The organism is Streptomyces sp. NPDC042371 (genome assembly GCF_056437465.1).
Map to the genome: position 1 here is coordinate 1,280,738 of NZ_JBWKAP010000001.1, position 22,269 is coordinate 1,303,006.

General features: G+C 71.2%; 14 protein-coding genes. 8 read left to right on the forward strand and 6 right to left on the reverse strand.

Features of this window, described 5'->3' with window-relative positions:
- The first annotated feature begins 123 nt into the window (after positions 1-123).
- Positions 124-288: a hypothetical protein gene (locus tag AC068B_RS05605; protein WP_468563062.1), complete on the forward strand. Its 165-nt coding sequence runs from the start codon at positions 124-126 to the stop codon at positions 286-288.
- Positions 289-317: 29 nt separating this feature from the next.
- On the opposite strand, the gene AC068B_RS05610 is transcribed toward AC068B_RS05605, so the two are convergent.
- Positions 318-938: a TetR/AcrR family transcriptional regulator gene (locus AC068B_RS05610; protein WP_478669150.1), complete on the reverse strand. Its 621-nt coding sequence runs from the start codon at positions 936-938 to the stop codon at positions 318-320.
- Positions 939-1,088: 150 nt separating this feature from the next.
- On the opposite strand from AC068B_RS05610, the gene AC068B_RS05615 reads away from it, so the two are divergent.
- The 7 genes from AC068B_RS05615 (at position 1,089) to AC068B_RS05645 (ending at position 12,908) form a co-directional block, all read left to right on the forward strand.
- The gene (locus AC068B_RS05615; protein WP_478669152.1) at positions 1,089-2,027 is read left to right on the forward strand and encodes an ABC transporter permease; all 939 of its coding nucleotides are present in this window, start codon (positions 1,089-1,091) and stop codon (positions 2,025-2,027) included.
- Positions 2,020-2,844 carry an ABC transporter ATP-binding protein gene (locus AC068B_RS05620; protein ID WP_478669153.1) on the forward strand — a complete coding sequence of 275 codons (825 nt, stop codon included), beginning with the start codon at positions 2,020-2,022 and terminating at the stop codon, positions 2,842-2,844. Before AC068B_RS05615 ends, AC068B_RS05620 begins: the two co-directional genes overlap by 8 nt.
- A 111-nt stretch (positions 2,845-2,955) precedes the next feature.
- Positions 2,956-6,549 (forward strand): bifunctional glycosyltransferase/CDP-glycerol:glycerophosphate glycerophosphotransferase, encoded by a 3,594-nt coding sequence (locus tag AC068B_RS05625; protein WP_478669154.1) that lies wholly within the window; start codon positions 2,956-2,958, stop codon positions 6,547-6,549.
- On the forward strand, positions 6,546-8,834 hold the full coding sequence (locus AC068B_RS05630; RefSeq protein WP_478669156.1) for a CDP-glycerol glycerophosphotransferase family protein: 2,289 nt from the start codon (positions 6,546-6,548) through the stop codon (positions 8,832-8,834). The genes AC068B_RS05625 and AC068B_RS05630 overlap by 4 nt, the downstream gene beginning before the upstream one ends.
- On the forward strand, positions 8,831-10,507 hold the full coding sequence (locus AC068B_RS05635) for a glycosyltransferase family 2 protein (RefSeq protein ID WP_478669157.1): 1,677 nt from the start codon (positions 8,831-8,833) through the stop codon (positions 10,505-10,507). The genes AC068B_RS05630 and AC068B_RS05635 overlap by 4 nt, the downstream gene beginning before the upstream one ends.
- A gap of 161 nt (positions 10,508-10,668) precedes the next feature.
- A complete protein-coding gene (locus AC068B_RS05640) occupies positions 10,669-12,072 on the forward strand; it encodes a beta-propeller fold lactonase family protein (protein ID WP_478669158.1) in 1,404 nt (467 codons plus the stop codon).
- Positions 12,073-12,377: 305 nt separating this feature from the next.
- A complete protein-coding gene (locus AC068B_RS05645) occupies positions 12,378-12,908 on the forward strand; it encodes a GntR family transcriptional regulator (protein WP_478669285.1) in 531 nt (176 codons plus the stop codon).
- 42 nt (positions 12,909-12,950) lie between these two features.
- On the opposite strand, the gene AC068B_RS05650 is transcribed toward AC068B_RS05645, so the two are convergent.
- The 5 genes from AC068B_RS05650 to AC068B_RS05670 form a co-directional block, all read right to left on the reverse strand.
- Entirely contained in the window at positions 12,951-14,447 is a 1,497-nt protein-coding gene (locus AC068B_RS05650) for a hypothetical protein (protein ID WP_478669160.1), read from the reverse strand.
- A complete protein-coding gene (locus AC068B_RS05655; RefSeq protein WP_478669161.1) occupies positions 14,431-14,913 on the reverse strand; it encodes a GtrA family protein in 483 nt (160 codons plus the stop codon). Before AC068B_RS05655 ends, AC068B_RS05650 begins: the two co-directional genes overlap by 17 nt.
- Before the next feature lie 44 nt (positions 14,914-14,957).
- Complete coding sequence (locus tag AC068B_RS05660; protein WP_478669286.1) at positions 14,958-15,758, reverse strand: polyprenol monophosphomannose synthase; 801 nt, start codon at positions 15,756-15,758, stop codon at positions 14,958-14,960.
- Positions 15,759-15,815: 57 nt separating this feature from the next.
- Positions 15,816-16,928, reverse strand: coding sequence for a mannose-1-phosphate guanylyltransferase (manB, locus tag AC068B_RS05665; RefSeq protein ID WP_478669288.1), 1,113 nt, complete (start codon positions 16,926-16,928; stop codon positions 15,816-15,818).
- A gap of 246 nt (positions 16,929-17,174) precedes the next feature.
- On the reverse strand, positions 17,175-22,121 hold the full coding sequence (locus AC068B_RS05670) for an NAD-glutamate dehydrogenase (protein WP_478669163.1): 4,947 nt from the start codon (positions 22,119-22,121) through the stop codon (positions 17,175-17,177).
- Positions 22,122-22,269: the final 148 nt, after the last annotated feature.

Below are 22,269 nucleotides of genomic sequence, written 5' to 3' on the forward strand. Positions count from 1 at the left end.
GGTGTAGCGCGCTACACCATCGGTTGGGGAGAGCCCTCCTTCGTCACGCCGCCCCGCGGACGAGAAGATTGATTTCAGGCCGCCGCACGAGGCGTCGGCCGCCCCACCCGGAAGGCATCACCCATGAAGGTCCTGCTCTGGCTCGTCCTCGCCGCCGCCCTCGTCGTCAACGTCGCGACCAGCTTCGCCTTCGACGGTGTGCAGCAGGCGCTGATCAGCGTCGGCACGGGCGTCATAGCCCTCGCGGCGGGCGTGACGCTGTTCCTGACGCGCAGCCGGGAGGCGTAGCGAGCGGGAACCCTCGGCGCGCAAGGGGCTCAGAGCGCCCGCAGCCCCGCCGCCGTGGCCGCCGCGAGCTTCCCCAGATAGCCCTTGGGCAGCTCGGCCCGCACCACCACGGAGCGCCAGTAGAGCGGCCCCGACACCAGGTCGAGGGCCAGCTCCTCGTCCGCCTCCTCCCGCAGCTCGCCCCGCTCCACCGCCGCCCGCACGATGCCGCTCGCGACGCCGTGCTGCCCTTCGCGGAGCGCCTTCTGCAGCGCCTCCGCGATCTCCGGATTGCGCGCGGCCTCGGCCTGCAGGTCGGGGATGATCTGCGAGGCGACGGGGTGCCGCAGGGCGCGCGAGGTGACCTCGTACAGCAGCCGCAGATCACCCTCCAGCGAGCCGGTGTCCGGCGCCGGAAGCCCCTGCACCGCTATCGCCGACACCAGGTCGAGCACGAGGTGCAGCTTGGACCGCCAGCGGCGGTAGACGGCGGTCTTGCCGACCCCGGCGCGGCGCGCGATGCCCTCGATGGACATGCGGGCATAGCCGACGGAGGCCAGTTCCCCGAAGACAGCGGCGCGGATCGCCTCGGTCACGTCCTCGCGGAGCACGGCGGCCCCGGCGGGGGCCCTGCGGCGCGGTTGTTCACCCTGTGGCCTGCTCGTCGTCATACGGACAGCATAAAGCGTCACGACGATACGGTTGCGTTCCGACGTACCGACGGCCTACTGTCGGCGTTGCGACGATACGGGTCCGTCCCGACGTCCGCCGCCAGCCTTTCCGCAGGCTCCCCGCAGCCTCCCCGAGCGAAAGCAACGGACGTGAGCCAGGCCCTCGACGCACCGCATCAGACCCAGCCCCAGACCCAGACGGCGAACCCCGCCGACCCGACGCCGACCGCCGCCGAGCTGGCCGCCCGGCACGGCCTGACCGTCAGCGGCGCCCGCCCCTCCCTGCCTGCCTACGTACGGCAGCTGTGGCAGCGCAGGCACTTCATCACCGCCTTCTCGACGGCCAAGCTGACGGCCCAGTACAGCCAGGCCAAGCTCGGCCAGCTCTGGCAGGTGATGACGCCGCTCCTGAACGCGGCGGTCTACTACTTCATCTTCGGCGTGCTGATGAACACCAAGCGCGCCGTCGAGGACTACGTCCCGTTCCTGGTCACCGGCGTCTTCGTCTTCACCTTCACCCAGCAGTCGGTGATGGCGGGCACCCGCGCGATCTCCGGCAGCCTCGGCCTGGTCCGCGCCCTGCACTTCCCGCGCGCCTCACTGCCGATCTCGTACTGCCTGCAACAGCTCCAGCAGCTGCTGTTCTCCATGTGCGCGCTCTTCGTGATCCTGCTCTGCTTCGGCGTCCCGCCCACGGCGTCCTGGCTCCTGGTGGTCCCGGTCCTCGCGCTGCAGTTCACGTTCAACACCGGCCTGGCGCTCGTCATGGCGCGGCTCGGCAGCAAGACGCCGGACATCGCGCAGCTGATGCCGTTCGTGCTGCGCACCTGGATGTACGTGTCCGGGGTGATGTGGAGCATCGAGGCCGTCCTCAAGGACCAGGACCTGCCGCACGTGGTGAAGGTGCTCCTGGAGTCCAACCCGGCGGCCGTCTACATCGACCTGATGCGGTTCGCGCTGATCGACAGCTTCCAGCGGGACCAGCTCCCGCACCACGTCTGGGCCTGGGCCCTGGGCTGGGCACTGCTCGCCGGGGTCGGCGGGTTCATCTACTTCTGGAAAGCAGAGGAGACGTACGGCCGTGGCTGACACTTCCGACAACGCAGGCACTTCTGGTACTTCCCCGGGCCTCGCCCCCACCGTCATCGTCGACCAGGTCGACATCGTCTACCGCGTGCACGGCACCGGCGCGGGCCGCGGCAGCGCCACCGCCGCGCTCAACCGGATCATCGGCGGCCGCAAGAAGACCGAGGCGCGGGCGGGCGTGCGCAAGGTGCACGCCGTCAAGAAGGTGTCCTTCACCGCGTACAAGGGCGAGGCCATCGGCCTGATCGGCACGAACGGCTCAGGGAAGTCGACGCTGCTCAAGGCCGTCGCGGGGCTGCTGCCCGTCGAGCGCGGCCGCATCTTCACCCACGGCCAGCCGTCGCTGCTCGGCGTGAACGCGGCGATGATGAACGACCTCACGGGCGAGCGCAACGTACGCCTCGGCGGTCTCGCGATGGGCATGAGCCGCGAGCAGGTCCAGGAGCGCTACGACGACATCGTCGACTTCTCCGGCATCAACGAGAAGGGCGACTTCATCACGCTCCCCATGCGCACCTACTCCTCCGGCATGGCGGCCCGTCTGCGCTTCTCCATCGCGGCCGCCAAGGACCACGACGTCCTGCTCATCGACGAGGCCCTGGCCACCGGCGACCGCTCCTTCCAGAAGCGCTCCGAGGCCCGCATCCGCGAGCTCCGCAAGCACGCGGGCACGGTCTTCCTGGTCAGCCACAACAACAAGTCGATCCGGGACACCTGCGACCGCGTGCTGTGGCTGGAGCGCGGCGAACTGCGGATGGACGGGCCCACCGGGGACGTGCTGAAGGAGTACGAGCGCTTCACGGGCGGCGGCAAGGACTGATCTCCAGGCCGATCTCCAGGCCGATCTCCAAGCCGCCGGACCCATCCCTTTTGTCGCATCAATACGCAGATCCTTACACTATGGGAGCGTTTAGCAACAGAAGGAGTGCGCGTGCAGCCACGGCTGAGTGTTGTCGTCCCCGTCTACAACGTCGAGCTCTACCTCGACGAGTGCCTGGAGTCCCTGGCCGCCCAGACGTTCCAGGACTTCGAAGTGATCATGGTCGACGACGGGTCGACGGACGGCAGCGCGGCCATCGCCGAGGCCTTCGCGGCGGCCGACCCGCGGTTCCGCCTGATATCCCAGGAGAACAAGGGCCTGGGCGCGGCACGCAACACGGGCGTGCGGGAGATGTCCCCGGAGAGCGAGTACCTCGCCTTCGTGGACAGCGACGACACCCTGCCGACCACGGCGTACGCGCTGATGATCGAGACGCTCGACGAGACGGGCTCCGACTTCGCGGCAGGCAACGTGACCCGCTTCCGCTCCGCGGGACACGTCCAGTCGCCCGTGCACCGCGTGCCCTTCGCCGCGACCCGGCTGCGCACCCACGTGTCGAAGTTCCGGCCGCTGCTCACCGACCGCACCGCGTGGAACAAGGTCTACCGCCGCACCTTCTGGGAGCAGCACCGGCTCGCGTACCCGGAAGCCATGCTCTACGAGGACGCGCCCGTCAGCGTCCCGGCGCACTACCTCGCCGACTCCGTGGACGTCCTGAGCGAGCCGATCTACAACTGGCGCGAGCGCGAGATCGGCGAGCGGTCCATCACGCAGAACCGCACCAATCCGCAGGGCCTGATCGACCGCGTGAAGTCGATCCGCATGGTGCGCGAGTTCATGCTCGCCCACGTCGGCGACGACCCGATGTACGCCGAGCACCTGAAGGTCTACGACAACAACGCCCTCGCCGAGGAGATCCCCCTCTTCTGGAAGGTGCTCCCCGGCTCGGACGCCGCCTACCAGGAGGCGTTCCTGGAGCACGTGGGCCTCCTGGTCCGCGAGATCGGCCAGGACGCGGTGCGCGCGCTGCACGTGCCGCACAAGCTGAAGCTGTACCTGACCGTGCACCGGCGCATGGACGAGCTGATCGGCCAGCTGGAGTTCGAGAAGGAGCACCCCGGCTCGATCCCCGTCGCCGGGACGCTGCACCCCAAGGCCGACTACCCCTTCCTCGACCCGGCCGCCCCCGTCCCGGACGCCGTCCTCCGCCTCGACCAGGAGCTGCGGCTGCGCAGCCGTCTCGACGAGGCCGCCTGGCACGACGACAAGCTGTGGCTGTCCGGCTGGGCGTTCGCCCGCCAGATCGGCGCCGAGTCGCGGAGCAAGGCGCTGAAGTCGCTGATCCTCAAGGAGAAGGGCAGCCGCCGCACGGTCCTGGTGCCCGCGCGCAGCCACCTCGACCCCGAGGCGACGGTGGCCTCCGGCGCCGAGTTCCGGCACGCCGACTGGGCGGGCTTCGGCGCGCTGGTGAACCCCTCGCGGCTGCGGCACCGCGGCAAGTGGGTGGACGGCCTCTGGTACGTGCGGATCGCCGTGGCGGGCACGGGCTCGACGCCGCGGCGCGGGCCGCTGTACGGCGCGGGCACCGGGTCGGGCCAGACGCCGCCCGCGCACTGGGTGACCGAGGACGTCCGGGTGGCCCCGCAGATCCAGGACGGCGAGCTGGCCATCCGCGTGGAGACGGCGCACGCGCGCGCCCTGGAGGTCCGCGCCGACGGCCCCCGCCTCCTCGTCCGCGGCATCCTGCGCACCGCCCCCGAGGGCACGCCCCGGCTGCGCATGCGCCACCGCGAGTCCGGCACGATCCTGACCGTCCCGCTGGACCTCGACGCCCCGCGCGAGGGCCGCGTCCCGTTCACGGCACACGTGGACACGACGGCCCTGACCGACGTACGCGAAAACCACGAGCGCCTGCGCCCGACCCAGGCCGAGCGCTCGATCGCCCGCTGGGACATGTCGGTGGAGATCGTCGAAGCGGCCGGTGACGAGCCCAAGTCGACCCGTCTTGCCCTGATCCTGGACGACAGGGAGGGCTTCTCCGGCGCCCAGTTCGCGCAGGCGGACACCTCTCGTACCGTCTACGCCCGGCGCAGCCCCGGCGGCTACCTCCAGTTCTGCGACCAGCCCGTCCAGCCCCTGGTGAACCACGTCTCCGCGGCCCCCGACGGCACCGTCACCCTCACCGGCAGCTACCCCGCGCCCGGCACCCACGACCTGGAGCTCGTGCTCCGCCAGACCTGGTCGGGCCACGAGTACACGTTCCCGGCGAAGGCCGCCGACGGCCGGTTCGAAGCGAGCTTCGTGCCCGCCCCCACCCACCGCTACGCCGGGGCGACCCCGCTCCGCGCCGGTTTCTGGTGGCCCTCCGTGCAGAAGCCGGACGGCTCCCGCACCGCCGTCCAGCTCGCCCCGCCCGTCCACACCGACCTCCCCCTGGAGGTGGAGGCGCACGGCAAGCGCGTCGAGCTGCAGGCCCGCCAGTACGACCAGCTCGCGCTGATGGCCCACTCCGAGCTGCGCCCCGACGAGCGCAGCCGCCACCGCCAGACCCGGCTGCGCACCGAGGCCTACCCGGCCGCCCGCCACGAGCCGCTGCGCGAGGCCGTCCTGTACGACGTCTTCGGCGGCCGCATGTACGGCGACTCGCCGCGCGCCGTCCACGAGGAGATGGTCCGCCGCGCCCTGCCGGTCGACCACCTGTGGGTCGTCAAGGACGGCCAGTGCGAGGTCCCGGCCACCGCGAAGGCGGTCCGCGTGCACAGCCCCGAGTACTACGAGGCGATGGCCCGCTCCCGCTACATCGTCGGCAACACGCACTTCCCGCGCTGGCTGGAGCGGCGCGAGGGCCAGCAGATCGTCCAGACCTGGCACGGCACCCCGCTCAAGCGCATCGGCTTCGACTTCGACAACGACCACTTCGCGAGCACCCAGTACCTCCAGGACCTGGACCGCGAGCGCCACCAGTGGACGATGCTGCTCTCCCCCAACAAGTTCAGCACCCCGATCATGCGCAGCGCCTTCCGGTTCGGCGGCGACGTGGACGGCGAGCTCCTGGAAGCGGGCTACCCCCGCAACGACGTGCTGCTCGCCCCCGACCGCGCCAAGCGCGCCGAGAAGGTGCGCCGCGCCCTCGGCCTGCCCGAGGGCAAGAAGGTCGTCCTGTACGCGCCGACGTGGCGCGAGGACAAGCAGCGCCACCGCGGCGGCTTCCTGCTCGACCTGCGCATCGACCTGGCGAAGGCGCGCGCGGAGCTGGGCGATGACCACGTGCTTCTCGTCCGGCCGCACGCGCACATCGTGGAGCCGGTGCCGGGCGCGGGCGACGGCTTCGTGTGGGACGTGGCGGGCTACCCGGACATCATGGACCTGCTCCTGATCGCCGACGTCCTGGTCACCGACTACTCCTCGGTGATGTTCGACTTCGCCGTGACGGGCCGTCCGATGCTGTTCTTCACGTACGACCTGGAGCACTACCGCGACCGCCTGCGCGGCTTCTACTTCGACTTCGAGAAGCGCGCGCCGGGGCCGCTGGTGCCCACCTCCGACGGGCTGATCGCCGCGCTGCGGGACCTCGACGCGACGAGTGAGCCGTACGCGCAGGCGTACGACGCGTTCCGCGCCGAGTTCTGCGACCTGGACGACGGCGGGGCCGCGGGCCGGGTCGTCGACCGGATGCTCGCCCACCGAGGGACGGCCACCGCATGAGCACACGGAAGGGGGGCACCGCCGTGCCCGAGCAGGGTGAGAGCGCAGGACCCGAGCGGGACGGGAGCGCCGGACCCGAGCTGAGCGTCGTCGTCCACGGGCGGAACGTCCAGGGGCACCTCGGCGCCTGCCTGGACGCCCTCGCCGCGCAGGCGTCGCCCGGCGTCGAGGTGATCGTCGCCGCGGTCGGCGCCTCCGCGCAGGCCGCCGCCGCGGACCGGCCCGGCGTCACCGTCGTTCCGCTGCCCGACGGCACGGGCGACGGCGCGGCCCGCGCCGCGGGCGCCGAGCGGGCAGGCGGCCGGTGGCTGCACTTCGTGCCGAGCAAGGACGGCGTGCCGACGGGGGCGCCGCGCGCGGTCGCCGACCGGACGGCCGACCTGGCCGGGGACCGGGACCGGGTTGACGTACTGGTCGTCGACCACCTCCGCTCGACGTGGCGGCACCAGGGCATGCCCAGCCCCGACGGGAAGCACCTCGCCAAGCAGGGCCGCCGCGACCTGCCGCTCGCGGACTGCCCGAACCTCCTGAAGGTCACGCCGCTGCTCGGCAACCGCGTGCTGCGCGCCGACTTCTGGCGGGCGCACCTCGCCGAACTCGCCGTGGACGACGAGACGTTCGCCGCGTACGCCGCGCTGCTCCTCGCCGACCGCGTCGCAACCCTCGACCAGGTCGCCCTGAACGTAAGGGAGTTGCGCGTCGAGAGCATCCCGAAGGGAGACCCCGAGGAGCGGTACGAGGTCATCGCCCGCTACGAGTCGCTCCTGGGCCTCGCCGCCGACCGCGGCCTGCCCACGGCGCCGCGCGCCGCGCTCTACGACGTGATGGTCGGCGACTGCCTGCGCATCGTCGCCCGCGAGAAGCTGCCGGACCCGGTCCGCAGGGAGTTCTTCCACCGCGCGTCGAAGGCCGCCGTCGCCTGGCGCCCCGAGGGCCACCACCACCCCGGCGGCCTGGAGGGCGTGCGGCGCCGCCTCCTCGAAGAGGACGCGTACACCAAGTACCGCACGTTCCAGACGGCGAACCAACAGCGGCGCAAGCTGCGGTCCGCGGTCGTCGCGCGCAAGCACAAGGTGGGCGTGAAGGTCCGCGACCTGCGCTACCGCAGGGCCCTGGAGCGCCCGGTCGACCCGAACCTCGCGGTGTTCACGGCCTACTGGGACCGGGGTGTGGCCTGCAACCCGGCGGCCATCGCGGCGAAGCTCGCCGAACTGGCCCCGCACATCCATCCGGTGTGGGTCGTCTCGGCCGCGAACGTACCGCTGCTGCCGCCCGGCACCGACCACGTCGTGCCCGGCACGCGCCGCTACTGGGAGGTCATGGCGCGCGCCAAGTACCTGGTGAACAACGCCAACTTCCCCAACGCGATCGTGAAGCGCCCGGACTCGGTCCACCTCCAGACGCACCACGGCACCCCGCTGAAGCGCATGGGCCTGGACCAGCTGGACTACCCGGCCGCCGCCAAGGGCCTCAACTTCCACGACCTGCTTGCCCGCGTCGACCGCTGGGACTACAGCGTCTCCGCGAACGGCCACTCCACGGAGATGTGGGAGCGCGCCTACCCCTCGCACTACACGTCCCTGGACTACGGCTACCCGCGCAACGACGTCTACTACGGCGCGACCGCCGCCGACGTCCGCGCGATCCGCGCGAAGCTCGGCATCGCGCCGGGCAAGCGGGCGATCCTGTACGCGCCCACCCACCGCGACTACGAGGCGGCCTGGACCCCGCGCCTGGACCTCGCGACCCTCGCCGAACAGCTCGGCGAGGACACGGTCCTCCTGGTCCGCGGCCACTACTTCTACGGCGGCGCGGCATCCCCGCTGGCCGGGCTCCGCAAGAGCGGCCGGGTCATCGACGTGTCGTCGTACGACCCCGTGGAGGAGCTTGCGCTCGCCGCCGACGCACTGATCACGGACTACTCCTCGATCATGTTCGACTACGCCAACCTCGACCGCCCGATCGTCATCTACGCCGATGACTGGGAGACCTACGCGACGACGCGCGGCGTCTACTTCGACCTGATGGCGGAGGCGCCGGGCAAGGTGGCGCGCACACAGGAGGAGCTCACCGCGCTCCTCACCTCCGACGCCTGGCGCGACGCGGCGGCCGACAAGGCGCGCCGCGCCTTCCGCCACCGCTTCTGCGAGTACGACGACGGGCGCGCGGCCGAGCGGGTCGTGCGCCGCGTCTTCCTCGGCGAGAGCGAGGACTCCCTGCCGCCCGTCACCCCGGTCGACGAGCGCACCCCGGCACCGACGCCCGAGGAGGCGACGACCCGATGACCCAGACGCCCGACGTGACGGTCACGGTGATCGTCTACAACGACGCGGAACGCCTCCCGCGCGCCGTCGCCTCGCTGCGCCGCCAGACGCACGCGAACATCGAGATCGTCATCAGCGACGACCACTCGACGGACAACACCCCCGACGTGGCACGGAAGTTGGCGGCCGTGGACGACCGCGTCACGTACCTCCGCCTGCCGGAGAACAGCGGCGGCTGCAGCGCGCCGCGCAACCGGTCCCTCGACATCGCGCGCGCCCCGTACGTGATGTTCCTGGACAGCGACGACGAACTCCCGGAGCGGGCAGTGGAGTTGCTCCTCGCCGCGCACCGCGAACGGGACGTCGACTTCGTGATGGGAGCGGTGGAGCGGGTCCGCGTCGACACGGGCCGCACCTCCACCTGGATGCCGCACCTGGTGGCGGAGCGCCGCACGGTGGACGGCATCGCGGCGGAGCCCGCCCTGTTCTTCGAGCACCTGTCGACGAGCAAGATGTACAAGAAGTCCTTCCTGGACCGGAACGGCCTGCGCTTCCCCGAGGGCATCCACTACGAGGACCAGCTGTTCTCGGCGCAGGCGTACTGCCTGGCGAAGTCCTTCACGGTCCTCCCGGACCCCGTCTACCGCTGGTACATCGCCCCCTACGAGGCGGCGGAGTCCGCGTCGATCTCCAATCAGCGCCACAAGCTGACGAACGTCCGCGACCGCATCCACGTCCAGGGCCTCATAGACGAGTTCCTGGTGTCGAGCGGCCACGCGGACGTACGGGAGGCCAAGGACTACAAGTTCCTCAAGCACGACTTCCGGATGTACGCGGGTGACCTGCCGTTCCGCGACGAGGAGTGGCTGACGGGCTTCGCGGACATCGTGAACCCGTACCTGGCCGAGCTCGCCCCCGGCGCGTACGCGCGCCTGCCGCGGGCCGAACGCGTCGTGCTCCGGCTGGTGCGGGACGGCCGCCTCGGCGAGGCCCAACTGGCGGCACGCGGCCTCGGCCACGGGGTGGCGCCGCGCGAAACGGCGATGGACGCCGCGGGCCGCGTCTACTGGGGCCCGTACGTCCCCGAGTCCCCCGCCTCCCGCACGGAACTCGACCTGACTGACCTGGGTCTGGACTCCCGCCCCTTCCCGAGCGCGCAGTTCCGCCACGAGATCACGAGCGTGGAGCGGGGCCAGGGCGCCTCGGTCGTCCTCTCCGTCCGCACGTACGACCCCGGCCTGCGCCTCCCGGTGGGCCCCCAGGTGGCGACCCTCCTGATCGCCCCCGGCCGCCGCCGCATGAAGGCGCCCTTCCGCCTCGACCCGGTCCGCCCCGGCGTCTTCGAGGGCACGGTCCGCCTGGACCTGGCAGCGGCCCCGCTCCCCCTCAACGGCTTCGCGGGCACCCGCCACCCTGTCCTCCAGCTGACGTCGGGCCAACTCCGCAACACCTCCCTCCTCCTGGCCCCGCTCACCTTCCCCACGCTCAGGGCCCGCGTCGACTACCGCGGCGGCGCACTCCCCCACGAGGTCACGGTGGAACCGGAGGGCCGCGCCTCGGGCCGCCTCCAGCTCCGCTGGACCCCGGTGGGCGTGACGTCCCGCGTCATACGCCCGCTGGCGCGCAAGGCGGGCGCGAAGGCGGGCTCCCGCCTCCGGAAGGCGGCCCGGCTGGCCGGAGCGCTGGCCCGCTGAGGCCACTCGCCTCAGGGTGGCCGTCCGGCGTCAAGTCGTAGGACGGCCACCCTTATCGCCGTATTCGGACAACCGTGGGGATTCGGCCCCTGAGGGGTGGGAGTGGCGGGAAGATGCCGGTGACGTGACGTCACAGGGCGTCGCCGAAGGGGGGAAGTCCCATGACCCGTGCACTCTCCAGACCCTCCGCCTGGGGAAACCGACTGGTTTCCGTCACCGCGGGCACCGCGCTGGCCCTGGCAGGCCTGGTGGCGCTCCCCGCGCCAGCGCAGGCGGCCGCCGGTCCCTCGGCCTACGTGGCCAACTTCCACGGCGACACGGTCTCCGTGGTCGACACGAGCACGAAGACCGTCACCGACACCATCACGGTCGGGAACAGCCCCGTGGGCGTGGCGATCGCGCCCACCAAGAAGCGGGCCTACGTCACGAACTTCGACGAGGCCACGGTCTCGGTCATCGACACGGACACCGACGCGGTCACGGCGACCGTCCCGGTCGGCAACAACCCCCTGAACGTGGCCGTGACCCCGTCGGGATCCCGCGCGTACGTGGCGAACAGCGGCGGGACGACGGTCTCGGTGATCGACACGGCGACGAATGCGGTGACGGCGACGATCCCGGTAGGGGAGTCCCCGAACGGCGTGGCGATCACCCCCTCGGGAGCCTCCGCCTACGTCACGAACAACAACGACAACTCGGTCTCGGTACTGGACACCGCGACGAACACGGTCACGGCGACGGTCCCGGTGGGGGCCGCCCCGGCCGGAGTGGCGGTCAGCCCCTCCGGGGCCTCGGCCTACGTCACGAACAACAACGGCAACTCGGTCTCGGTACTGGACACGGCAACGAACACGGTGAGTGCCACGATCCCGGTCGGGGGCACTCCGAACAGCGTCACGTTCGCCCCGTCGGGCAGCCGGGCGTACGTCGCGGACCGCGGCAGCGGCGACGTGAAGGTGATCGACACGGCGACGAATGCGGTGACGGCGACCGTCCCGGTCGGCGACGGCCCGGTCAGGGTCGAGGCGGACCCGTCCGGTACGGCGGTCTACGCGGCCAACATCGCGGACGACACGGTCTCGGTGATCGCCCCCGCAACGAACGCGGTCACCGACACGATCGGCGGCTTCACGGGCCCGTACGGCATGGCCTTCACCGCAACGCCACCCGCCGCGCAGGCGGACATAGCCGTAGACCTGACGGCCAAGCCGTACCTGAGCATCCTGGTCCCGTACCTCACCTACACCCTGACGGCCCACAACACGGGCCCCTCGACCGCCACATCGGCAACGCTCACGGCAAAGCTTCCGCCGGGCGCGAGGGCCACGAACCTGTCCCCCGGATGCACGACATCGGGCACGACGGTGACGTGCACGTACGCCCCCATCCCGGCGAACGCATCCACCCCCAAAACGTTCCGAGTCCCCCTAAGCCTTCTCACCCTGGGCCCGGTCAAGGTAACGGCTGAACGCACAGCCTCAGCCCCCACAGACCCGACCCCCACGAACGACAAGGCATCGGTGACCTGCACAGCAGTCTCAATAATCCTGGTCACCTGCCCCTAAGGGACCCCGCCGGAGCCTCACCTCCTGGCACGAGGGGGCGGCCACATGGACCGAGGGCCACCCGGCCCCCACCCACCATGTGACCGCCCCCTCCCCAACTCCCCGCCACACACCCGCCAACCTCCCAATCCCACACACCCGCCACACTCCAAGCAGCCGCCCTTCCCCACCCAACCTGGCGGTCACGCCCAGGGCGCCACACCCCCGCTCCGCAGGGACCACCCCGCATGCTTCGCTTACCGTGCAATGCTGCAAGGCCCCCGCCACCGGCCACACAGGAGGACACCGTGAGCGGCAGCGACAGCATGTGGGTCAGCACATCGATGCCGTACCTGAAGCCCCGGGCGAAAGGGCAACCCGACGCCTGGGGCGAAGAGGCAGCCGCCCGCGGAGGCGCGGGCACCCAACGCATCGCCCACGCAGGCGAGATCCCCGCCCCGGACGACGTATCGGCCCTCCTCCGCATCACCCCCGGAGACCCCGTCGTCGTACGCCGCCGCATCATCGAACTCGACGGTGCCCCCTGTGAATTGACGGACACGTACTACCCCGTCGCCATCGCCCGCGGCACGCCTCTCGCCGAGACGGGCAAGATCCGCGGCGGCGCCGTGACGCTCCTAGCCGGGCTGGGCCACGTCGGCGTACGCGTCCGAGAGGACGTGACCGCCCGCATGCCCGACGCCGACGAACGCACGGCCCTCCGCCTGGGCCCGGCCGAGCCGGTCCTTCATCTGCACCGGGTGACGTTCGACGCCGAAGACCGCCCCATCCAGGCCGACCTGATGGTCATGCCCGCCCACCGCCAACAGCTCCGCTACGAGATCAACGTCGGATGACAGGCTGACGACGGGACGGACTCCGCCGCCAGAGCGAACACCTCAGCCCCGCACCTCATAAAGAACCTGCCCCTTGGGCCCCGTAGCCGCCCGCCGCAAGGCAGAGTCATCGGCCCGCAGCCCCCCGTCCCCCGGATACTCCACGACCCACCGCACCCCGTACCGCCGCAAGATGTCCAGCCGTTCCGCCCGCGGCGTTCCCGCCGCGAAATAGTCACGCACCGCGGCGACCCGCTCCGCCTGGTCCGGCAGGAAGAAGTCCGGGTAGCCGGGGGCCACCGTGTAGGGGCCGTACGCCGGGATCTGGCGGGACGGGAACGTCTTCGCCATCACCACGTCGCCGTACTCCACCTTCTGGGCCAGCCAGTGGTAACCCGGCCACGGGGGCTTGTACTTGGCGGCGACCCGCGCCGGCAGCGCATCGCGCGGCACCGCGTAGCCGAGCGTGCCCGCCTGCGTCCACGCGCCGACGAGCAGCGCCGCGCCCAGCAGCCCCGCGAACGCGCGACGCACCCCCGCACGGCCCACCTCGAAGACCTCGAAGACCTCAAGCGCCGCCGCAAGTTGGGCCGGGATCAGAGCCGCGGGCAGCACCCTGCCCCACGAGTAGTGGCCGGTCAGGCCGCCCGCCGCGAACATCGCCGCGCCGAGGAGGAAGAAGAGGACGAGAGGGTCCCGGCGGTCCCGGCGCCAGCGCAGCGCGAGGGCCACCACGCCCAGCAGGGCCAGGCCGAAGTGCGGGAGCAGGTGCCGGTAGAGCGAGCGGTGGATCTGCTCCAGGCTCCCCGCCCCGAAGAGGTCGAAGAAGGAGTAGTAGGGCCAGAGCGCCAGCACGGCGAGGCCGAGTACCAGCCCTCCGCCCAGCCGCACCAGCACCGCCCGCGACGGCCACGGCCGCGCCCCGAGCACCATCGCGAGCCCGCCGCACGACGCGACGACCCCCGTGAACTGGTGGCTGAGGAGGATGACCGACCAGAGCAGCCCCAGGCCCCACCAGATGCCCCACCCCGTTCCGCTCCCCCGCAGCGCCTTCCGCAGCAGCGCCCAGAAGTGGAAGGAGAGCCCGAGCGCGAACGTACTCGGGTAGGAGATCGTCAGGGCGAGCGAGTTGAGGCCGAGGAAACCGCTCCACTTGAACAGCGCCGGGCCCCAGAGCAGGACCAGACACAGCAGCGCCAGGGGCGGCGCCGCCCGCCTCGCGCTGAAGGTGCGGACGAATTGGACGACACCCGTCGCCAGTAGGCCGAGACCCACCAGCGCGGCCACCCGCAGCACCACGAACGTGCCGAGCCCGGTCACCTTCGCCAGGCAGCCGAGCAGCAGCATCCACGGGGAGTAGTACGGGCTCGGGGTGTCCGCGGCGACCAGGGGATTGCCCGGGTCGGCGAGGTGGTGGCGCAGGCGCTCGATCGTCGCCGCGTGGATGCCGAGGTCGCCCGCCCAGGGCAGGCGGACGATCACGAGGAGGAGCAGGACGAGGAGGAGGGCCGCCGCCACCCAGGCGGCCCGTCGTATGGCCGACTTACTGGCGACGCGCATCGTGCTGGAAGACCCACGTCCGGTAGACCAGGAAACGGAACGCCGAGGCGAGGACGATCGAGAGGGCCTTGGCGATGTTCGAGCCGAGCGGGCCGCTCATGCCCGCGCCGTGGTACGCCCCGTAGAACAGGAGACTCTCCATCGCCACGCCGACCCCGCTGAAGGCGAAGAAGAGCGCGATCTGCCGCTTCGTACGGGAGGCGCGGTCGCGGTACGCGAAGAAGCGGAAGCCCAGGTAGTTCGTGCCCATGGCGACACAGCTGGCCAGCACCGTCGCCGTCATCGGGCCCGAGGACGCGCCGTGCAGCAGCAGGTTGAAGACGACGAGGTTCACGGCCACGCCGCTGCCGCCGACGACGCCGAACTTCACGACCTCGAGGAACAGCCTGCGCAGGCGGGCGAGGGTGAGACGGCCCCCGCCGGGCGGCGCAGGTGCAGCGGGGGGAGCGGTTGGAGCAGCAGCCACAGCCGCCGTAGCTGGCGACCGCGGCTCGTGCAGGGTGGGCGTACTCATCCACGTACCCCCGCACCGCGCCCGCGCCCCCGCGCTCTCCCGTCCAGCCGCAGCTTCCACGGCATGACGACGGACTCCAGCTGCACCATCAGGTTCATCTTCGACTCGCCGACCGTGCGGTCCTCGAAGTGGATCGGCACCTCCATGACGCCGAAGCCGCGGCGCAGCGCGCGGTACTTCATCTCGACCTGGAAGCTGTAGCCCGCGCTGTCCACGGAGGCGAGGTCGATCGCGCGCAGCGCGTCGGCGCGCCACAAGTTGAAGCCGCCGGTGATGTCGCGGACGCGGGTGCCGAGGATGGTGCCCGCGTAGGCGTTGGCCCAGCGGGAGAGCAGTTTGCGGTGGGCGCCCCACGCGTCGGAGAGCGTGCCGCCCTGGACGTAGCGGCTGCCGATGACGACGCCCGCGTCCGTGGCGAGGGCGACGCCGAGCAGTTCGGCGGCCTTCTCCACGGGGTGGCTGCCGTCGGCGTCCATCTGCAGGACGTAGTGCGCGCCCTCGGCGACGGCCTGCGCCATGCCTGCCGCGTAGGCGCGGCCGAGGCCGTCCTTCTCGGTGCGGTGCAGGACGCTCATGCGGGCGCTGCCGTACCGCTCGGCGAAGCGTTCGGCGATCTGTCCCGTGCCGTCGGGGCTGGAGTCGTCGACGACGAGGAGGCGCAGGCCGGGCAGGGGGAGCGCCATGAGGGCCTCGGCCATGCCGGGCAGGCTGCCCGCTTCGTTGTACGTGGGCATGACGACGGTCAGCGGGGTCGCGGCCCACGCCTCGGGCAGCCGGGCGGCGAGGCTCTCGGACACGTCGCACGAAGGAGTCCGGGAGGTCTGGGGGTTCTGGGGGAAGTTCACGGTTACTGCTCACAGCCCTTCGGTGGTACGGGAACCGGTCGGCACGTCGGGCGAGAAGCGCAGCGCCGCGTCGGGCAGCACCGCCTCGCACCACACCCGCGCCCCGGTCCGCAGTTCGTTGTCGGCCCCCACCTGTGCCCCGTCCCCCACGACCGCGCCGTGCAGGACGGTACGACGGCCGATGCGGGCGCCCGCCCCGACCAGGCTCAGCCGGACGTCGGCGCCCGCCCCGACCTCCGCGCCGTCCAGCACGACCGAGCCGTGCACGAGCGCCCCGGCCCCGATCCGGGCACCCGCGCCCACGACGGTCCCCGCGGCGAGGCTGGCGTCCGGCGCGACCTCGGCGCCGGGCAGCACCAGGGACTCGCCCCGCTCCCCCGGCAGTGCGGGCGAGTCGACGACGCCGCGTACGAGATCGGCCGAGGCCTGGACGAGCGCCTCGGGGCGGCCGAGGTCCAGCCAGTAGGTGTTCTCGACCTGCCCGTGCAGATACGCGCCCCGGGCGAGCAGCGCCGGGAAGGTCTCCCGCTCCACCGACACGGCACGCCCCTGCGGAATCGCGTCGATCACGGACCTGCGGAAGACGTACGCCCCCGCGTTGATCTGGTCCGTGACGATCTCCTCGGGCGCCGTCGGCTTCTCGGTGAACGCGAGGACGCGGCCGTCGTCGTCGGTCGGCACGAGCCCGAAGGCGCGGGGGTCGTCGACGCGGGCGAGGTGGAGCGTGACGTCGGCGTCGCGCCGCACGTGCGTGGCGACCAGGCCGCGGACGTCGAGGCCGCTGAGGATGTCGCCGTTGAACACGAGGACGGGCTCGTCGCCCCCGCACCGCAGCCGTGCCGCGGCGTTGCGGATGGCGCCGCCGGTGCCCAGGGGCTCGTCCTCGACGACGTACTCCAGTTCCAGGCCGTACGCCGATCCGTCGCCGAAGTGCGGTTCGAAGACCTCGGCGAGGTAGCAGGTGGCCATCACGACGTGGTCGACGCCTGCGGCCGCGAGGCGGGCGAGCTGGTGCGCGAGGAAGGGGACACCGGCCGCCGGGACCATCGGCTTCGGCGTGTGGACCGTGACCGGCCGCAGCCGGGTGCCCTGCCCGCCGACCAGCAGAATGGCTTCCGTCATCGCCTTACCGCGACCTTCCGTGCGCTTCGTGTCCAGCACCGTCAGCAGGCGCCGCCAGCGGGCACCGTCATCAGACAATCTCACCCACCTTAGACCAAATGTCTGAATTGATGGGTTATGGCGAATCTCATCACCCTTTCCGTGCCGCGGAGGCAACCAATCCCGCCACCACGCACTCGGGGACACACATGGGGGCGCCCCGGGCCGAAAGGCCCGGGGCGCCCCCATACACCTGCTGCCGAAGAACTACGAGTGCGTGCGCAGCAACGTACGCATCGTCCGCATCGCCACCGACAGATTCGCCAGGTCGAACGCGTCCGAGCTCTGGATCTCCTCCAGCGTCGTCCGCGCCCGGCTCAGGATCGGGGCGTTCTTCTCCTCCCACGCCTTGAAGCGCTGCTCCGGCGTGGCCGCGCCGTCACCGACGGCGAGGATGTCCGCCGTCAGTGCGGCGTGCGCCGCGTAGAGGTCCTCGCGGATGGAGGCGCGCGCCATGGACTGCCAGCGGTCGGCCCGCGGCAGCTCGATGATGCGGTCCATGAGCTGGGTGATGTGCAGCCGGTCGGCGAGGTCGTAGTAGACCTCGGCGACGGCCATCGGCTCCTTGCCCGTGCGGTCGGCGATCGCGACGATGTCGAGCGCGGGGAAGGCGGACGAGAATCCGGCGACGCGCTGGGCGAGCTCGTCGGGGACGCCCACGCCGGTCAGCTCGTCACGGATGCTCTGGTACCACTCCTGGTCGGAGCCGCGGAGCAGCTTCGGCAGCTCGGCCCAGACCTCGGTGACGCCCTCGCTGAAGAAGGCGATGGTCTCGGCGAGCTGCAGCGGCTGCGGCCGGTTGTTGAGCAGCCAGCGCGAGCCGCGCTCGACGAGGCGGCGCGAGTGCAGCCGGATCCGGGTCTGGACGTCGGCGGCGACGACATTGTCGAGCGCCTCGACCGCGTCCCACACCTCACCGAGGCCGAAGATCTCCCGGGCGGCCGTCTGGGCCCGCACGATCTCCTCCAGCGAGGCGCCCGTCTCCTCCCGCAGCCGGTGCAGGAAGGTCGAGCCGGCGCTGTTCACCGTGTCGTTGACGAGGACGGTGGTGACGATCTCGCGGCGCAGCGCGTGCCCGTCGACCTGCTCGGGGAACTTCTCGTGCAGCGCCTTCGGGAAGTACGCGTGAAGGAGGCGCTGCAGGTACGGGTCGTCGGGCAGCGTCGTCTGGATCAGCTCGTCCGCGGCCGTGATCTTCGTGTAGGCGAGGAGCACGGCGAGCTCGGGCTGGGAGAGGCCGCGGCCGGAGTTGAGCAGCTCGCGGATCTGCCGGTCGTTGGGCAGGAACTCCAGGCCCCGGTCGAGGTGGCCCTGCTTGCCGAGCCTGCGCATGAAGCGCTGGTGGGCGTGGAGCAGGGACGGCGACTGGAAGACGGCGTTGGCCAGCGCGGTGTTCTGCGCGTAGTTGTTGCGCAGGACCAGGTGGCCGACCTCGTCGGTCATCTCGGCGAGCAGCTTGTTGCGCTGCTTGACCGTCATGTCGCCGTTGGCGACGACCGCGTTGAGCAGGATCTTGATGTTCACCTCGTGGTCGGAGGTGTCCACGCCCGCGCTGTTGTCGATCGCGTCGGTGTTGATGCGGCCGCCGGAGCGCGCGAACTCGATGCGGCCCAGCTGGGTCAGACCGAGGTTGCCGCCCTCGCCGACGACCTTGACGCGCAGGTCCTGGCCGTCCACGCGGATCGCGTCGTTGGCCTTGTCGCCGACGTCCGCGTTCGACTCGGCGGACGACTTCACGTACGTACCGATGCCGCCGTTCCACAGCAGGTCGACGGGCGCCTGGAGGATGGCCTTCATCAGGTCGGCCGGGGTCATCTTGGCGACGCCGGTCTCGATGCCGAGGGCCTCGCGGATGTGGGCGTTGAGCTGGATCGCCTTGGCGCTGCGCGGGAAGATCCCGCCGCCCGCGGAGAGCAGCTCCTTCTTGTAGTCGGCCCAGGACGAGCGCGGCAGCTCGAAGAGGCGGCGGCGCTCGGCGTACGAGGTCTCGGCGTCCGGCCGCGGGTCGATGAAGATGTGCCGGTGGTCGAAGGCGGCGACGAGGCGGATGTGCTCGGAGAGCAGCATGCCGTTGCCGAACACGTCACCGGACATGTCACCGACGCCGACGACCGTGAAGTCCTCGGACTGGGTGTCGGTGCCCAGCTCGCGGAAGTGCCGCTTGACGGACTCCCAGGCGCCGCGGGCGGTGATGCCCATGCCCTTGTGGTCGTACCCGGCGGAGCCGCCGGAGGCGAAGGCGTCGCCCAGCCAGAAGTTGTACGACTCGGCGACCTGGTTGGCGATGTCGGAGAACGTCGCCGTGCCCTTGTCGGCGGCGACGACGAGATAGGTGTCGTCCTCGTCGTGCCGGACGACGTCCGCCGGGGGCACGACCTCTCCGGCCACCAGGTTGTCGGTGATGTCGAGCAGTGCCGAGATGAACGTCTTGTAGCAGGCGACGCCCTCCGCCAGCCACGCGTCGCGGTCCTCCGCCGGGTCGGGCAGCTGCTTGGCGACGAAGCCGCCCTTGGCGCCGACGGGCACGATGACGGTGTTCTTCACCATCTGTGCCTTCACGAGGCCCAGGATCTCGGTCCGGAAGTCTTCCTTCCGGTCGGACCAGCGCAGACCGCCGCGCGCGACCTTGCCGAAGCGCAGGTGGACGCCCTCGACGCGGGGCGAGTACACCCAGATCTCGTACGCGGGACGGGGCGCGGGCAGGTCGGGGATGGCCTGCGGGTCGAACTTCATGGAGACGTAGTTGTGCGACTTGCCGCCTTCCGCCTCCTGGAAGAAGTTGGTGCGCAGCGTCGCCTTGATGACGGTGAGGAAGGACCGCAGGATCCGGTCCTCGTCCAGCGAGGCGACCTGGTCCAGGGCGCCGTCCAGCTCCTCCAGGAGCCCGTCGGTCAGCTCGGTCCCGGCGCGCTGGCGGTCCGGCGACATGCGCGCCTCGAAGAGCGAGACGAGCAGCCGGGTGGTGTGGACGTTGTTGCGGAGGGTGTCCTCCATGTACTCCTGGCTGAACGTCGCACCGGCCTGGCGCAGGTACTTCGCGTAGGCCCGCAGCACCATCGCCTGACGCCAGTTGAGACCGGCCCCGAGCACCAGCGAGTTGAACCCGTCGACCTCGGCGGCACCGGTCCAGGCGGCGGCGAAGGCCTCCTGGAAGCGCTCGCGGCCGTCGTCGCCGAGGTAGTCCCCGTTGCCGTTCTGCGCCTTGGGCAGGCGCAGCCCGAAGTCGTAGATCCACGCGTTCGTACGGTCCGTGCAGCGCAGTTCGTACGGACGCTCGTCGGTGACCTCGACGCCCAGGCGCTGCAGCACCGGCAGGACGGCGGAGAGCGAGACCTGGCCGCCCGTGCGGTAGATCTTGAAACGGCGCTCGCCGGGGGCGGCGCCCACCGGCTCGTACAGGGAGAGCGCGAAGTCCTTGTCGCCCTGGGTGAGCTGCTCCAGGTGCTGGAGGTCGGCGACGGCGGCGCGCGGCGTGTGGTCGGCCTTGTACCCCTCGGGGAAGGCGCCCCCGTACTGGCGGAGCAGCTCGGCGGCGCGCTCCTCGCCGCACTCGGCGGTCAGCGCCTCCGCGAAGCCGTCGGCCCAGGAGCGGGCGGCCTCGACGAGGCGTCCCTCGATGCGCTCGATGTCGGCGTCCGAGAGGTCGGGGACCTCGGCGCCCTTGGGCACCCTCACCACGAAGTGGATGCGGGAGAGGATCGACTCCGTGTTCCAGGCGGTGAAGTCGACGCTGGCGCCGTTCAGCTCCTCCTTGAGGATGTCGATGATCCGCAGCCGGACGCCGGTGGTGTAGCGGTCGCGCGGCAGGTAGACGAGGGCGGAGTAGTAACGCCCGTACTCGTCCTTGCGCAGGTAGAGCCGCAGCCGCCGCCGCTCCTGCAGATAGAGAACACTCGTCACGATGGACCGCAGCTCATCGGCGGGCGTCTGGAAGAGCTCGTCGCGCGGGTAGGTCTCCAGGATCTGGAGCAGGTCGCGCCCGTCGTGGCTGTTGGCGGAGAACCCGGCGCCCTTCAGCACCTCGGCGACCTTGCGGCGGATGACGGGCACGCGCCGCACGGACTCGGTGTACGCGGCGGACGAGAAGAGCCCGAGGAAGCGCCGCTCCCCCACCACGTTGCCCTCGGCGTCGAACTTCTTCACGCCGACGTAGTCGAGGTAGCTGGGGCGGTGCACGGTGGCCCGGCTGTTCGCCTTGGTGAGGACCAGGAGCCGGTGCTCACGGGCCTTGGCGCGCGCGTCGGCGGGCAGCCGGTTGAAGGACGGGCTCACCGGGTGGTGGTCGTCGCCGTCGTGCTGCGGGTCGGCGCGCAGGATGCCGAGGCCGGTGCCGGGGACGGCGGCGAGGGAGTCCTCGTCCGTGAGGGTGTACTCGCGGAAGCCCAGGAAGGTGAAGTGGTTGTCGGCCAGCCAGCGCAGCAGCTCGCGGGCCTCCCCGACCTCCTGGTCGGGCAGATCGCCCGCGGTGGGCTCGGCGGGCAGCTCGTCGGCGATGCGCAGCGCGGCGTCGCGCATCTTGTCCCAGTCCTCGACGGTCTCCCGGACGTCGCTGAGGATCCGCAGCAGATCGGCGGTGATCTGCTTCAGGTCCGCGCGGTCGGTCTCGCGGTCCATCTCGACGTGGATCCACGACTCGACGAACGCGTCGTGCGGCAGCTCGGCACCGGCCTCGGGGCTCAGCACCTCCAGGAGCTTTCCGGTCACGTCACGGCGCACCACGACCTGCGGGTGGATCACGACGTGGATGCCGCGCCCCTGCCGGGACAGCTCATTGGTGACGGAGTCGACGAGGAAGGGCATGTCGTCGGTGACCACCTCGACGACGGAGTGGCTGCAGGTCCAGCCGTTCTCCTCGACCGTCGGGGTGTGGACCCGCACGTTGGCCGTCCCCTGGGGGCGGTTCTCGGCGAGCCGGTAGTGGGAGAAGGCGGCTCCGAAGACGTCGACCGGGTCGCGGTCCGCAAGATCCTCGGGGGCGGTGTGCAGGTAGTACCGCTGGAGGAACGCGAGAGCCATGTCCTGATCCGGCGTGGCCTCGCTCGTCGTCCCAGTCGGTGCACCGCTCGGTAGGCGCCCTCCGGCCGGGCTGTTCTCAGCTACCCGGGCGGCCCGCGCGAGCAGCTCGGTCTTGGCTTCGTCCAGCTTGGTCTGCATTGTCCTCTGACTCCTGTCGCGCGCCGTTGCGTGACGTAGAAGGAAGTGATGTGCCGTAACGCCGCGGCACGGGGTCTCCGGCCGGGTTCGACGTTATGCCGCGGTGATGTGCGAGCGGACAGCTTTCCGCCATTTTCAGCGATTCCAC